Source organism: Acinetobacter sp. AS5 (genome assembly GCF_048957595.1).
Classification (GTDB): Bacteria; Pseudomonadota; Gammaproteobacteria; order Pseudomonadales; family Moraxellaceae; genus Acinetobacter.
The window spans coordinates 170,050-185,187 of sequence record NZ_JARDAL010000001.1 but is presented as its reverse complement, the minus strand read 5'-3'; the positions used below and the strand labels follow the sequence as shown (position 1 = coordinate 185,187).

Sequence of the window (15,138 nt, the reverse complement as noted above, 5' to 3'; positions counted from 1 at the left end):
TGATTAAAATAAACTGAAATATGATAAGGATAATAAATATGGCGAGCAGTTTATTACTATTATTAGATGATATTGCGACGGTCTTGGATGATGTGGCTGTGATGAGTAAAATGGCAGCCAAAAAAACAGCAGGCGTCCTCGGTGATGATCTGGCTTTAAATGCACAGCAAGTGTCAGGCGTACGGGCAGATCGTGAATTGCCGGTAGTCTGGAAAGTGGCCAAAGGTTCTTTTGTCAATAAGCTGATTTTAGTGCCGCTGGCCTTGTTAATCAGCTTTATTGCCGGCTGGCTGATTAACCCCTTATTGGTGCTGGGTGGTTTGTTTCTGTGTTATGAAGGCGTGGAAAAAATCGTACACACCTTGTATACACCGAAGGCCAAGGATGCTGAACAGGCCCGTGAGCAACTGATCCAGACTGAAACAGATTTGCACCAGTTTGAAAATGAAAAAGTCAAAGGCGCGATTCGCACCGACTTTATCCTTTCGGCTGAAATTATCGTGATTACCTTGGGGACGGTGGCAGCAGCCTCTATGCTGACCAAAGTTACCGTTTTAAGCCTGATCGCGATCGTGATGACCATCGGGGTCTATGGTTTTGTTGCCCTGATTGTCAAACTGGATGATATCGGTCTGCATCTGACCGAGCAGCAGTCCGATTTTAAACAACAAATAGGACGCGGCTTGTTGGCATTTGCCCCGATTCTGATGAAAATTTTATCAGTTGTTGGAACTGCTGCGATGTTCCTGGTCGGTGGGGGAATTATTAATCATGCTATTCCTGTTATTCACCACTTTACTGAAGATAGTGTTAGCTATGTACAGGATATTCCCAGTATCGGAAATATTGTAGGTGCCCTGACACCGACCTTGATTAATTTCGCCGTGGGAATTTTAGCGGGTCTGCTGGTGATGCTGGTCATCAGCCTGATTAAAAAAATCTGGCCCAAATCATCAAAAGCTTAAGATGCAAAAATATCTGCAAATTGAGCAGATGAAGAAAAGGAAAAAACTATGCGTTGGAAAGGTCGTCGTGTCAGTAGTAATGTAGAAGACCGTCGCGGTGGTGGTGCCAAAGCTGGCGGAATCAGTATTATTGGGTTGATTGTGGCTTTTGTGGCCTGGAAATTCTTCGGCGTCGATCCACAGCAAGCTTATCAAACCACCAAACAGGTCACCCAAGGCGTATCGGGTACGGCGGAAACACGGGGGCTGGAAAATCCGACACCGGAACAGCAGGAGTCGATTGATTTTGTCGGCACCGTACTGGCAGATACTGAAGATACCTGGACTCAGGTGTTTCAGCAGCAGTTAAATCAGCAGTATGTTCCCCCGAAACTGGTTTTGTTCAATGGCATTGTGAATTCGGGTTGTGGTACGGCTCAGGCGGCGATGGGACCTTTCTACTGTCCGGCAGACCAGAAAGTTTATATCGATACGGCATTCTTTAAAGATATGCGCAGTCAAATGGGCATCACTGGAGAACAGAATGCGACTGAACTTTCTCGTAATGATCAGGCTGGGGATTTCGCGCTGGCCTATGTCGTGGCCCATGAAGTGGGGCATCATATCCAGACGATTTTAGGTATTTCTTCTCAAGTACAGCAAGCACGTCAGCAAGCAAGCGAAGTGCAAAGTAATCAGCTTTCAGTGCGTCAGGAATTGCAGGCAGACTGTCTGGCCGGCGTCTGGGCTTACCATAATCATGAGCGAACCCAATTTTTGGAACAGGGTGATGTGCAGGAAGCGATGGATGCCGCCCATAAAATTGGCGATGACTATTTACAGAAACGTGCTCGCGGACAGGTGGTGCCGGACAGCTTTACTCATGGCAGCAGCGCGCAGCGGGTACAATGGTTTAATACCGGCTTGAAATCCGGTCAGGTTGCGAATTGTGATACCTTCAATCAAAATATTTAAATGACTTCGATAAAAAAAAAGGAGCAGATGCTCCTTTTTTTATTTATTCAGAAAACGCTGGAAGTTTCTTAATATTTTTATACTGACAAATAAGGCAGCCAAAGCAAACAGGGCAATTGCAAAGACTGTATATTTGAGGTTGCTCATGTCATTTTGATAAAATTGCTGAATATCTTGTTTGTTATATTCTAAAGCAGTTGCTTTGCCGGTCCGGCTATCTCTGAACTGGATTTTTTCAATATAGAACAGATTTCCCGCTTTGATTAAGTCAACGCTCTGGATTTGTCGGGTATGCGATTGATTGTCTTCATCGCTACATAAAGCGCTGTAATGCTCACAATTGATTTTGGCCACATAACCATTTCCTGCAATCAGAATAAAAATGGCATTATCTGGTCGCTGGTTATTGGACACCAATACATACTGCTCGCCGGCTGTACTTTTTAAGGGAATGCTGGTGGCTTGCTGATAATGCTGTTCTGCTTGCAGAATTTCCTGAATTTTAGCAAAGCAGGTAAAACATAAGGACAACGTGATCAGAAAAATCACGCTGGCAAAACAGAGACGAAAAATGGTTTTGACAGTTTGATGCATGGGAGAAAAATTCAAAATAGAATGATGGGAAAGCAAAAGCCGAGTGCTGATCTGTATGTTAAATCATCATTCGAAAATACTGAAAAGAAACTTAACTCAATTCGATAAAAAAGCGGACTAAACTTGTTTTGCCAGAATACCTTGCTATTTAAATCTCTATTTTAACAACGCCTCTCGGCGCATAGTGCTCCATATCGCCCGATTTTAGGAAACCGAATGGGAAATTTCTTTTTTCTTCAGCTACTCACGGTGGTCTTTGCTCTGTCTATTGCCACGACCATGTTTAATAAGCGCGTTTTAGGCTTTCCGCAAGCGATCGGTGTCCCTATTGTCTCTGCAATCTTTGTTTTTATTTTGCAGTGGGGCGCCAGTTTACTGCATGGTAATCCATTCTTTAGCATCAATATTGACAATATCGAGCAGGCTGTTCGTCACGTCGATTTCTATGATTTTCTGATCAATGGTGTGATCTGTTTTATCCTGACTTCATCTGCGCTGAAGTTTAAGGTCTCAGATTTGCGTAACCACTGGCGGCCGATCAGTATTCTGGCCGGTCTGGCTTTAGTATTCTGTGCCGTGTTCTTTGGCGTGGTGTTATATGGTTATCAGTTCCTGATTGGTAAGCATGTTGACTTGCTGGTTTTGCTGTTACTTGGGGCGGCCTTGGGCGCCACAGATCCGATCGGCATCAAAGGTGTATTGAGTTCGGTTCGCGCACCGCATCATTTGATCGTCAAGCTTGAAGGCGAATCACTGTTTAATGATGCAATGTGTATTGCCTTATTTATGACCTTGCTCAATGTCCTGCAAGGTGAAAACTTTACGGTACTGGCAGTGCTGCAAACCTTGCTTTATGAAATTGTCGTGGCGGTGCTGATTGGTCTCGGATTCGGTTTTGCGATCTTGCGGATTTTGCGCGGCAAACATGAAATGGAATCTCTGATTCTGACCACGGCCTTGCTGGCTTGTGGTTCCTATCTGGTGGCTTTGCTGGCACATGCTTCCGCGCCAATTGCCTGTGTGATTGGTGGCTTGATTGTTGGCAATAAATGGAAAGAAATTCTGGCAGATGCCGAAATTGGTGACGTTAATCATTTCTGGCATACGGTTGAGGGAATTATCAATTCATTCCTGTTTACCCTGATCGGTCTGGAGTTGTTTATTCTAGACTTGAGCACCAGTCTGGTTCTGGGCGGGATGGTGGCCTTTGTGATTCTGCATTTGGCTCGTTTTGCAGCCAACTATCTGGCCTTTGCCATGTTCCCAAAAGTCAGCAAGAAAAGCTATAACGGTAGTTTGACCATCCTGTCTTGGGGCGGAGTACGTGGCGGGATTTCTTTGGCCTTAATTCTGGCGGTCGCCAATATTCCTCAGCTGGAAGCCTATAGCAGTATTCTGGTGGGCTATACCTTTATTGTGGTGCTATTATCCGGTGTGGTATGTGGCTTGGGTCTGCCTGCGGTGATGAATGCATTTTATTATAATCCCAATGAAGAAACGCAGGGCTTTAAAGGCTGGTATCAACGTATGTGCCACAAGTTGAACCGTAAGGGCTTTCGCTATATTGTCGGGGAAGATGCCAAAGGAAATGAGACCATCACTATCTTTCAGCCAGAGATTCTGATTGATCAGAAAGATGCAGATGGCGTCGCCACGGTGCATCATCCAGATAAGGTTCAGGAAGTAAAACGCTTAGAAAATCCGGATAATTTCTAAAGTTAAAACTTAGAATCTCAATATGCTATGGATTTGTTGTTAGTGAGCTGAGATCGCTTGGGTTAGCGTATTTCATCAGGCTTGATTATTTTCATCTAGCTTTTTGTGGATAGGTTGAGGTGTGATCTTTTATTTAAATGAGCTATTAATGAGATGAAAATGACCCAGACAAGTTCAGCCAATCAGGAAATGACAGAAATGATTTTGGTTGTGGTCAATCAGATTCCATATGCCAAAGTCGCCACCTACGGACAGATTGCCAGACTGGCAGGTTTACCCAAACATGCGCGATTGGTCGGGCGAGTATTAAGTCATCTAGATTCGGACACTAATATTCCCTGGTATCGGGTGATCAATGCCCAAGCGAAAATCAGTCTGAAGCAACTGGACGAACATGGCCAGAATATTCAGCAGCAAAAACTCATGCAGGAAGGAATTTGTTTTAGAGGTGATCGAGTGGATTTAAAACGCTATCAATGGGATGGTCGAGTAGAGATATAAAAATCCCCACTTGGTGAAAAGTGGGGATTTTAAAGATGATTTAGTTGCGAATCACCATTACTGGAATATCCGCTTGGCCGAGAATGCTTTGCGCTACGCTGCCAAGGAACAGTTTTTTGAAGCCAGTACGGCCATGAGAACCAATCACGATCAGGTCAGAATTTAAATCTTTAGCTGCTTTGACAATCTCGCTATAAATTACCTGACCCTCAAGGAGCTGTGTATCCACTTCAACACCGGCACCGGAGAATTTTGCTTTGGCTTCATCCAGCGTTTTCAGGATAGAAGTGCGGGCACGTTCAATCAGGTCATTGGTTTGTGCCGCAGAGATATATTCCGCAGCGATATAAGGGTCCAGCGCCAGCACCTGAACCACTGTGACTTTACTGTTAAATGCTTTGGCAATTTCTACAGCTTTATCCACTGCAGCATACGATGTTTCTGAACCGTCAACAGGTACTAAAATATGTTCAAAAGGCATTAGAATTCTCCTAAGGGGAATTTAGAGTTATAAAATTATGACGCGTTAAACCGGGTACGAATAGTTGTTTATACTTTGATCATAGCCTGTATTGTATAAAAATAAAACCAAGTAAATACATAGGTATAATATCTAATAGATTAAAGAATCAAGCACCTGTTTAGAGCTATTGAACCGAGTTGTTTATTTAGACTAAGTTAATCATTTATATGTAATTAATAAGTTTATTCAAAATGCCAGTTAATCACATCGAATAGAGGTGGAGTCTAATTTTATTTGCGGTGACGGCTGTTCATAGCGATTTAAAATTGTTTGAGTTTCACCTGCATAAATTTTTTGCTGTAGCTGCTGGATTTTATGTTCTGTCACATGCAAGCGCGCACAATGTAATGCAATCTGATTTTCCCAGGTTACCGCCAGTCGTTGAGGCTGCTCATATTCCGGATAGCGCTCGATTTTCTGCTGTGCTCTGCTGAGTTGTGCCAAAGACCTTTTCTGCTGCATGCTCATCAGTTGCTGCTGATTAATCCACTGTGCCACATCACGTCTGACGCCATTATAATCTACGAAAATAGGCGAGATGGTCTGGCAGGCACTCAGACTTGAAAGGCCAATGAGTAAAATAAATATTTTGATTTTATACATCTAATGATTCCTCGAAGAATTAAATGGTGCTATGAATGCGTGAATTACATACTAAAAAAATCTTTTTTGTTTAAAATTTAAAAGTTTATTCGGTATTTGCATAAAGACTGAACATTTGTGTTTTAAAATGCTTGACGATAGAAGCTGAAATTACGATAATGCGCACACAGTTTACGGCTATGTAGCTCAGTTGGTTAGAGCACCGCACTCATAATGCGGGGGTCACAAGTTCAAGTCTCGTCATAGCCACCATTTTAAAAGACCAAGCTCTCAGCTTGGTCTCTTTTTTTGTCTTTTAAAAAGCACTGCAAACCACAAAAAAATATTTGAAGCATCCACTAATTTTTAGTTTCCACAAAACATTATTTTTCCTTCTTGATGTTGGGGCTATTCTTTATTTTACTGCCGCATAAAAAAAATCGTCCAAGCATTCACTTGGACGATTCGAATCTAAATGGTAAAGAAGAAGTCTTAGCTACCTGCTTTCCAGCCATTCACGATTGGATAACGACGCTCACGGCCATAAGAACGTGAACTGATTCGTGGCCCAATGGCACCTTGACGGCGCTTGTACTCATTGATATCGACCAGACGAATCACTTTTTTCACGACTTCAGCATCAAAGCCTTTGGCAATGATATCGTCTTGACTCATATCTTCTTCAATATAAGAGTACAAGATCGCATCTAGAATGTCATAGGCAGGTAAAGAGTCTTGATCGACCTGATCTGGACGCAGTTCTGCTGAAGGTGGACGGGTAATCACACGTTCCGGAATCACTGGAGTTTCTGAAATGCTGTTACGATATTTCGCCAGTTCAAACACAATGGTTTTATACACATCTTTCAGAACTGCATAACCACCGACCATATCGCCATACAGGGTGCAATAACCGACAGCTAGTTCAGATTTATTACCGGTTGCCAGCACCAGATTACCGAATTTGTTAGACAGAGCCATCAACAAGGTGCCACGTGAACGTGCTTGCAGGTTTTCCTCGGTGGCATCGACTGGAGCATTACCAAAGAATGGGAATAGCACCTGCATAAAGCCGCTTACCACAGGGTTAATTTCAGCAATACCGAAAGTCACGCCCATATTTTTGGCTTGAGCTGCTGCATCTTCTACACTGATTTGTGCAGTATAGGTATAAGGCATCATCACAGCCTGAACTTTGTCTGCGCCAAGCGCATCTACAGCAATCGCTAGGGTCAGGGCAGAGTCAATGCCGCCAGACAGTCCCAGAATCACACCTGGGAAGCCAGAACGCTGTACATAATCACGTGTAGCCATGACCAGGCTTTGATAAATCTCAGCCATGGTGTCTAAAGCAGGTGCAATTGCACCTTTACTGAATTGCAGTTGTTCAGCATTAAATTCTGCAATTGCCAGATTTTCCTGGAAAGTTGGTGCCTGTAAAGCCACCTCGCCAGATTTGTTGAGCACAAAACTGGTACCGTCAAAGATCAGATCATCCTGGCCACCGACCTGGTTGCAGTACACCAGATTGATATTTAGCTGTTTGACCAAGGCCGCCATGGTTTCAATGCGATGTTGTGGTTTACCCACTTCATATGGCGATGCATTCAGCACCAAAGCTGTGTCGATATTCAATTTTGCCAGTTGCTGAACAGTGGCTAAAGACCAGACATCTTCACAGATCAGTACGCCAAATTTATGTCCAAGATACTCAAATACCAAGTGCTGATGACCTTCGCCAAAATAACGCTTTTCATCAAATACGCCATAGTTTGGCAATACTTGCTTGTTATAAACACCCAGTACTTCGCCATCTTTCATGACAGCAGCCGAGTTATAACGCTGACCATCTTCAGTCTGATTAACAAAACCAAAGACCATGACAATATCTTTTACTTCAGTCAGTTTTTCAAAAGTAGCTTTGGTGCGTTTCACCAGACTTGGGCGAATTAATAAGTCTTCTGCAGGATAGCCCAATGTTGAAAGTTCAGGAAAGATAATCAGATCTGCTTTATCTTTTTTAGCCTGATTGGCCAGATCAATCATTTTTTGCGTATTTGCATCCAGATTGCCCACATGTGGAGAGAATTGAGCAATCGCAATTTTAAAACTTTTCATTCCAAGTAAATCCTATTCCTATAGGTTGATACACTAAATTACTGATTTTTATAATTATAATTATTCAGTTGAGTGCACTTCGATATTCATAAAATGCCAAATGGCTTAAATAAAAAACTTTTTATCGCATGATCATTGAATCTTAATCTGCGATGCAAAATAATCATACCGGCTTATTTTATCGAAATTTTATCGATAAGCTAGAGCTGATTTAGCAGAACAGGCATTGAGTGAAAAAAGTTATTATATAAACTTAGAAAATATGCTGATTTTTTATGCATCTAGGCGTATATAAATTTAAAGGCTGAAGTCGAAATTTGGGCTTTTAAAATATGCCTTAGCTATATTGCTTAGAATTAAACTGATTAAATATCATCTGTTTATTTGGGGATTTAAAATAATATTCGGGATTTTTTTTAGAAAAATATCCCGGGCAATATCGCCTTGTTGTTCAATATTATAGGTTGAAAATGATTTGTTGGGATTAAATTGATATTTGTACGGATTATATTTTCCCAAGCTGAGAAAATAGGCACTTTGTAAAAATGCCCCTTTTAAAAGCACATTGATCCGGCATTGATGTTGATAAATATGCGCCATCTCATGAATAAATAGCGCCTGATAAGATAAACTCTCGCGCGAATAATCTTCCCGATAATTTAAATTGCGCACATGTATGTAGCCACTGGGCGCCATAATGACATGTTTGGATTGCCAGGGCAGGTAGGGATGATTCATGATTTTAACGCGGGAATAATCGATCAGGTTGCCAAATACTTGTTGGGAAATTTTGATTTCACCAAGCGTTAAACTGCGGCACTTAAACTGTTCAAAATGAACCAATCTCAAAATAAAGGGCAGAAAATACAACAGCATTCAATATACGTCCTGTTTTTAGGTGACTTAATCCGTGAATATGATTTTGATATATTCATTTTAAAACGTTTCAGGTCAATTTTTTGTAGGCTTTTGTCAGCACTAAAAAAACCACCCAAGAGGGTGGTTTTTTTAAGTCTTTCGACGCGGTTCGAATTAACGAACGATATCGCGTTGAACTTCGCCAGTGTAAAGCTGACGAGGACGACCGATCTTGTAAGGACCGCTGTGCATTTCTAACCAGTGGCTGATCCAGCCAACAGTACGTGCAAGCGCGAAGATTACAGTAAACATTTCAGTCGGGATACCAATCGCTTTAAGGATGATACCTGAGTAGAAGTCTACGTTCGGGTAAAGGTTACGCTTGATGAAGTATTCGTCAGAAAGGGCGATACGTTCAAGTTCCATAGCCAATGCAAGCTGTGGATCATTGATGCCAAGTGCACCAAGAACTTCGTCACAAGTTTCTTTCATTACTTTCGCACGTGGATCGAAGTTTTTATAAACTCGGTGACCGAAGCCCATCAGTTTAACTTCTTTAGTTTTCACTTTTTCCATGAAGCCAGCAACGTTTTCTACAGTGCCGATTTCGTCAAGCATCTTAAGAACAGCTTCGTTCGCGCCGCCGTGAGCAGGGCCCCAAAGTGCAGAGATACCAGCAGCGATACATGCATACGGATTCGCACCGGTAGAACCAGCTAAACGTACTGTAGAAGTAGACGCGTTTTGTTCGTGGTCAGCATGAAGCGTGAAGATACGGTCCATTGCTTTTGCAAGGATTGGATCAACTTTGTAATCACGGTCTGCAGGCGTAGCAAACATCATGTGCAGGAAGTTTTCTGCATAACCAAGGTCGTTACGTGGGTAAACGAATGGTTGACCGATGGTGTACTTGTAGCTCCAAGCTGCCAGCGTAGGAATCTTCGCGATTAAACGAATCGCAGTGATTTCACGGTGGTTCACATCTTCGATGTCAAGGTTGTTGTGATAGAACGCAGACAACGCACCAACCACACCTACCATGATCGCCATAGGATGCGCATCACGACGGAAACCATTGTAGAAACGGCTAACTTGATCGTGAACCATTGTATGGTTACGTACTTTAGCGTCAAATTCTTCTTTTTGCTCAGCAGTTGGAAGTTCGCCATTTAACAATAAATAGCAAGTTTCCAGGTAATCAGCTTTAGTCGCCAATTGATCGATTGGGTAGCCACGGTGTAAAAGTACACCTTTGTTACCATCGATGAACGTGATTTTAGACTCGCACGCAGCTGTCGCCATAAAACCAGGATCAAAAGTAAAGTGACCTGCAGCCAACACATCTTTAACGTCGATTACATCTGGGCCCAATGTGCCGCTGTAAATTGGTAGTTCAATTTCTTTGCCATCAAGCTGTAAAACGGCTTTCTTGCCAGTTGCTTCAGACATTCAATAGATCTCCTGTCCTGGTGAATGTATATCCGCTTTGTCTATCAATCTTTTAATGCACAAAACGGACGGATCAAAAATTTGCTATAAGATTAGTGAGTACTGAAATTTTGTCAATTATACTTATGGATGAAAAAATGAAGGCCGCACAGCGGTTAGTCACATTCGCTCAGTATAAAAAGTTCAGTAAAATCACAGCATCAAACCTCTATAATAAGTCAAATTGATGCAGAGGTGCAGAAAAAAATAGACTGCCTGGGGCATTTGTAAGCGTTTTTTCGTAGTAAGAAATGCGGGCGGAAATGGTGAGAGATTAAGGTGAATATGCTTAAAACTATATAAATCTCATAACTTACATCGTTTTTACCAAGCTGAATTTCACAGGTGGAATTATAAATAAAAGCAATTAATTGAATTTTGAATCCGGTTTAATTGATTAAAAAATAGCTTAATAAATGCCCAACTTTGCAGCAAAGGTAGTCAGTATAAAAATAAATGAATGATTTTTTGAATCTAAATGCTTCAAATCGATTGAAAAACCCATCGTCTGATGCACTAAGTCACTATTTAACATCAGGTTATTTGAATCACTGTGCTGCTGATGAATTGGGGTGATTGGTCTGTTAAATATAGGCGCTTGATTTAAATCTGAATTAAAAAGAGATTTAAATAATATTTGTGATGGAACTGTGCGTCTTTAGTCTAAAACTCAAACATGAACTTGCAGGCTGAAAACCGAGTGAATTGATCATCTTAATTATTTAAAAACAATCATATAGATAGGAATTGAAAGGGCGGAATAATATATTAAGCCTGACTTATTTTTGTTAATGATTCTTATTTAATGGTTTTTTCTCCAAAAAGCCAAATTCAGCCGTTTGTATTTTAATAGTTCACGTTTTATAATTCAGTGTCGTTTTGATTTTAGGCATGTATTTGCCTGAGAATGCCAGCTTTCCTTCGAATTAATTCCAACAAACTCCGGATGGAGTTTTTACTTACAGGATGCCCGCTGTGAAAAGCAACAGACCTGTCAATTTGTCCATGGGTCAAGTTTTAGAAGTAAACTTAAAATCACCCGTGGCTATTGCATCAATTCTACACCGTCTTTCAGGTGTTATCGTATTCTTACTCGTACCGGTCCTTCTATGGATTTTAGACAAGTCATTGTCTTCGCCTGAAGGTTTTGCGCAAGTTCAAGAAATCTTTAACGGTTTCATTGTTCGTTTCATTGTATGGGTATTTGTCGCCGGCTTGATTTTTCACTTTATTGCGGGTGTTAAGCATTTACTTGCTGACATTGGCGTTGCTGAAGAACTAGAAAGTGGCCGTGTTGCATCTACTATCGCATTAATCTTGTCTGCAATCGGTATTGTTGCAGCATTTGTATGGATCGTACTCTAATGAAAAGCGCTACTGGTTTAACAGGTTCAGGTTCTCGCGATTGGTTTCTCCAACGTGTCAGTGCTGTAGTTCTAGCTGTTTATACCGTTGTTGTATTGGGTTGGATTCTACTGAATGGTGGTTTCAACTTTGAACAGTGGTACGGCTTTATGATGACAGTTCCAATGAAGATCATGTCTTTGTTGGCGGTCTTATCTCTTGTTGCACACGCATGGATCGGCATGTGGCAGGTATTCACGGATTATGTGACTACTCGTCAAATGGGTCCTTCAGCTTCAGGTTTACGCCTTGTACTGACTTCAGCAGTGATCATTGCTGTACTTGCATATGCAATCTGGGCGATCCAGATTTTTTGGGCGAATTGATAGGAAACAATCATGGGCGCTATAAACCCTAAAGAAGATTACACAAATATTCCGCATGAAACTTTCGATGCTGTCATCGTTGGTGGTGGTGGTTCAGGTATGCGTGCATCTTACCAACTTGCTCAAGCTGGTTTGAAAGTTGCGGTTCTGACTAAAGTATTCCCAACTCGTTCGCACACTGTTGCAGCGCAGGGTGGTATTGGTGCATCTCTTGGTAACATGCAAGAAGATAACTGGCACTACCACTTCTACGACACAGTAAAAGGTTCGGACTGGTTAGGTGACCAAGACGCAATCGAGTTCATGACTCGTGAAGCGCCTCAAGTGGTTTATGAGCTTGAACACCTAGGTATGCCATTCGACCGTAACGCTGATGGTACAATTTACCAACGTCCATTCGGTGGTCACTCAGCAAACTACGGTGAAAAAGCTGTGCCACGTGCATGTGCTGCTGCCGACCGTACCGGTCACGCACTTCTTCACACGCTTTATCAAAGCAACGTGAAAATGGGTACTCAGTTCTTCGTTGAATGGATTGCGCTTGACCTGATCCGTAACGAAAAAGGCGACGTTTTAGGTGTTACAGCAATTGACCAGGAAACTGGTAAAATTGCGGTATTCCAAGCAAAAGCTACATTGTTTGCTACTGGTGGTGCTGGTCGTGTTTACCGTGCATCTACAAACGCTTATATCAACACTGGTGACGGTCTTGGTATGGCAGCTCGTGCAGGTATTCCATTACAAGATATGGAATTCTGGCAATTCCACCCAACGGGTGTTGCGGGCGCAGGCGTATTGTTGACTGAAGGTTGTCGTGGTGAAGGTGCAATCCTTCGTAACAAAGACGGCGAACCGTTCATGGAACGTTATGCTCCAACTTTGAAAGACTTGGCACCACGTGACTTCGTATCACGTTCTATGGACCAAGAGATCAAAGAAGGTCGTGGTTGTGGGCCTAAGGGCGATTACATCCTGCTTGATATGACGCACCTGGGTGCTGACACAATCATGAAACGTCTTCCATCTGTATTCGAGATTGGTAAGAAATTCGCGAACGTTGACATCACTAAAGAGCCAATTCCTGTAGTACCAACAATCCATTACCAAATGGGTGGTATTCCAACGAATATTCATGGTCAGGTGGTTGTTCCTGAGTCTCCTGAAACTGAAACGCTGGTTACTCACTACGACAAAGAAAATGATGTTTATTCAACCAATCAAGAAGGTCGTGACTTCACTAAACCAGTGAAAGGCTTCTATGCAATCGGTGAGTGTTCATGTGTATCTGTACACGGTGCAAACCGTCTAGGTACCAACTCACTGCTTGACTTGGTGGTATTTGGTAAGGCTGCTGGTCAGCACATCATCGATTATGTGACTAAACATCACGGTGATGAATACGAACCGCTTCCAACAACCGTGCTTCAAGAAACTGTTGAACGTATTCGTAAACTTGACGAATCAACTACAGGTGAGAATGCGCAAGACGTTGCTGATGCAATCCGTGACATCGTTCAAGACCACGCTGGTGTATTCCGTACATCTGCGCTTCTAGACGAAGGTGTGAAACAGATTCTTGCAATTGAACCGCGCGTACGCAATATTCACTTGAAAGACAAATCTAAAGTATTCAACACTGCACGTATTGAAGCACTTGAAGTTGAAAACTTGTATGAAGTTGCGAAAGCAACGCTTATTTCAGCTGCTGCTCGTAAAGAATGCCGTGGTGCACATACGGTTGTAGACTTTGAGGAGTCTCCAGACCATGCTGAATACCCATATGGTCGTCGTGATGATGAGTGGATGAAGCACACTTTATGGTTCTCTGCGGACAACCGTTTAGAGTACAAGCCAGTTCGTTACCGTCCATTGTCGGTTGACGCGATTCCACCTAAACCACGTACATTCTAATCAGGAGAATTCAGATGAGTAGAGGTACTCGTACATTTCATATCTACCGCTACGATCCTGACAAGGATAAAGCACCGTACATGCAAACTTTCAAACTTGAACTGACTGATAAGCACCGTATGTTGCTTGATGCACTTCTTGCATTGAAAGTACAGGACGAAACTTTAACGTTCCGTCGTTCATGTCGTGAAGGTATTTGTGGTTCTGATGGCGTGAACATCAATGGTAAAAATGGTTTGGCGTGTCTTTGGAACCTGAACGATTTACCAAATGAAATTACTGTTCGTCCATTGCCTGGTCTTCCTGTAGTGAAAGATCTGGTGGTTGATATGAACCAGTTCTATGATCAGTACAACAAGATCCATCCATTCTTGATCAACAACCAGCCTGCGCCTCCTAAGGAACGTTTACAGTCTCCTGAAGAGCGTGAGCATCTTGATGGTCTATATGAATGTATTCTATGTGCATGCTGTTCAACTTCATGCCCGTCATTCTGGTGGAACCCGGACAAGTTCTTGGGTCCTTCAGCATTGTTGAATGCTTACCGCTTCATCATTGACTCGCGTGATACTGGAACACAAGAGCGTTTGGCTCGTCTAGACGACCCGTTCTCGCTCTTCCGTTGTAAAGGCATCATGAACTGTGTATCTGTATGTCCTAAAGGCTTGAACCCAACGAAAGCAATCGGTCACATCCGTAATATGCTTTTAGATATGGCAGGCTAATAGGCTGCTCTTGGCAGTTTAGAAAAAAGCACACCTTCAGGTGTGCTTTTTTTATGCAAGCTATTGGAAAAATTAAAAAATCATAAGATAAAAATAAAGATACTATACTTAAAATGTATAAAGTTGAGTGAAATAGTGGGGAAGTGGATATTGGCTTTGAGCGCCATATAAGAAGAACATGTGATTATTTTGGGTATTTATGATTTTTAGATGTAAAACTGACCTGAAAAATAGCAAGAACGATGTTATTATATAACGGAAATTTAGGGAGGGAGTGGATTGAAAGGTTTGCTCTCTTTTTATTTATCGGAAATGCTTAGGACTTAAGTCTACATTGAATCTATTTTTGAGATAAAGCACCATATATTAGAGTAAAATATCAGAACTGTATTTAGCCAATTTATGGAAGGTATGTGTCAAAAAAATCAATTGAAAAGTTGAGATCATGTTAGCATTTAGCCCATGACTATGTT

General features: G+C 42.0%; 14 protein-coding genes and 1 tRNA gene. 9 read left to right on the top strand and 6 right to left on the bottom strand.

Going from position 1 to position 15,138, the window contains the following annotated elements:
* Positions 1–38 precede the first annotated feature (38 nt).
* Together PV763_RS00915 and PV763_RS00910 are read left to right on the top strand one after the other, a co-directional pair.
* Complete coding sequence (locus tag PV763_RS00915) at positions 39–965, top strand: DUF808 domain-containing protein (RefSeq protein ID WP_086044017.1); 927 nt, start codon at positions 39–41, stop codon at positions 963–965.
* A 48-nt stretch (positions 966–1,013) separates the two neighbouring features.
* The gene (locus PV763_RS00910) at positions 1,014–1,919 is read left to right on the top strand and encodes a neutral zinc metallopeptidase (protein ID WP_086044016.1); all 906 of its coding nucleotides are present in this window, start codon (positions 1,014–1,016) and stop codon (positions 1,917–1,919) included.
* Between the two features lie 39 nt (positions 1,920–1,958).
* Here the strand turns inward: PV763_RS00910 and PV763_RS00905 are convergent, their stop codons facing one another.
* On the bottom strand, positions 1,959–2,513 hold the full coding sequence (locus tag PV763_RS00905) for a hypothetical protein (protein ID WP_004279422.1): 555 nt from the start codon (positions 2,511–2,513) through the stop codon (positions 1,959–1,961).
* A 216-nt stretch (positions 2,514–2,729) separates the two neighbouring features.
* Here PV763_RS00905 and PV763_RS00900 point away from each other — a divergent pair, with 216 nt between their 5' ends.
* Positions 2,730–4,229 carry a cation:proton antiporter gene (locus tag PV763_RS00900; protein WP_004279423.1) on the top strand — a complete coding sequence of 500 codons (1,500 nt, stop codon included), beginning with the start codon at positions 2,730–2,732 and terminating at the stop codon, positions 4,227–4,229.
* A 159-nt stretch (positions 4,230–4,388) separates the two neighbouring features.
* Complete coding sequence (locus tag PV763_RS00895) at positions 4,389–4,730, top strand: MGMT family protein (RefSeq protein WP_180086571.1); 342 nt, start codon at positions 4,389–4,391, stop codon at positions 4,728–4,730.
* A 40-nt stretch (positions 4,731–4,770) separates the two neighbouring features.
* On the opposite strand, the gene PV763_RS00890 is transcribed toward PV763_RS00895, so the two are convergent.
* Positions 4,771–5,211: a universal stress protein gene (locus PV763_RS00890; protein WP_004279425.1), complete on the bottom strand. Its 441-nt coding sequence runs from the start codon at positions 5,209–5,211 to the stop codon at positions 4,771–4,773.
* A gap of 240 nt (positions 5,212–5,451) precedes the next feature.
* The gene (locus PV763_RS00885; protein WP_420937219.1) at positions 5,452–5,856 is read right to left on the bottom strand and encodes a hypothetical protein; all 405 of its coding nucleotides are present in this window, start codon (positions 5,854–5,856) and stop codon (positions 5,452–5,454) included.
* Positions 5,857–6,031: 175 nt separating this feature from the next.
* Here PV763_RS00885 and PV763_RS00880 point away from each other — a divergent pair.
* Positions 6,032–6,108, top strand: a tRNA-Met gene (locus tag PV763_RS00880).
* Between the two features lie 219 nt (positions 6,109–6,327).
* On the opposite strand, the gene PV763_RS00875 is transcribed toward PV763_RS00880, so the two are convergent.
* The 3 genes from PV763_RS00875 to gltA all read right to left on the bottom strand — a co-directional run bounded on the left by PV763_RS00875 (position 6,328) and on the right by gltA (position 10,260).
* Positions 6,328–7,953 carry an NAD+ synthase gene (locus PV763_RS00875; RefSeq protein ID WP_420937218.1) on the bottom strand — a complete coding sequence of 542 codons (1,626 nt, stop codon included), beginning with the start codon at positions 7,951–7,953 and terminating at the stop codon, positions 6,328–6,330.
* A gap of 372 nt (positions 7,954–8,325) precedes the next feature.
* Positions 8,326–8,829 carry a hypothetical protein gene (locus PV763_RS00870; protein ID WP_420937217.1) on the bottom strand — a complete coding sequence of 168 codons (504 nt, stop codon included), beginning with the start codon at positions 8,827–8,829 and terminating at the stop codon, positions 8,326–8,328.
* A gap of 156 nt (positions 8,830–8,985) precedes the next feature.
* Positions 8,986–10,260, bottom strand: a complete 1,275-nt coding sequence (gltA, locus tag PV763_RS00865) for a citrate synthase (protein ID WP_004279429.1) — start codon at positions 10,258–10,260, stop codon at positions 8,986–8,988.
* Positions 10,261–11,265: 1,005 nt separating this feature from the next.
* On the opposite strand from gltA, the gene sdhC reads away from it, so the two are divergent.
* The 4 genes from sdhC to PV763_RS00845 are packed head-to-tail and all read left to right on the top strand — an operon-like array spanning position 11,266 to position 14,665.
* Positions 11,266–11,664: a succinate dehydrogenase, cytochrome b556 subunit gene (gene sdhC / locus PV763_RS00860; protein ID WP_085064488.1), complete on the top strand. Its 399-nt coding sequence runs from the start codon at positions 11,266–11,268 to the stop codon at positions 11,662–11,664.
* Positions 11,664–12,029 carry a succinate dehydrogenase, hydrophobic membrane anchor protein gene (sdhD, locus tag PV763_RS00855; protein WP_004279431.1) on the top strand — a complete coding sequence of 122 codons (366 nt, stop codon included), beginning with the start codon at positions 11,664–11,666 and terminating at the stop codon, positions 12,027–12,029. The genes sdhC and sdhD overlap by 1 nt, the downstream gene beginning before the upstream one ends.
* A 12-nt stretch (positions 12,030–12,041) precedes the next feature.
* Entirely contained in the window at positions 12,042–13,940 is a 1,899-nt protein-coding gene (locus tag PV763_RS00850) for an FAD-binding protein (RefSeq protein WP_278357727.1), read from the top strand.
* Positions 13,941–13,954: 14 nt separating this feature from the next.
* Entirely contained in the window at positions 13,955–14,665 is a 711-nt protein-coding gene (locus PV763_RS00845) for a succinate dehydrogenase iron-sulfur subunit (protein ID WP_004279433.1), read from the top strand.
* Positions 14,666–15,138 lie beyond the last annotated feature (473 nt).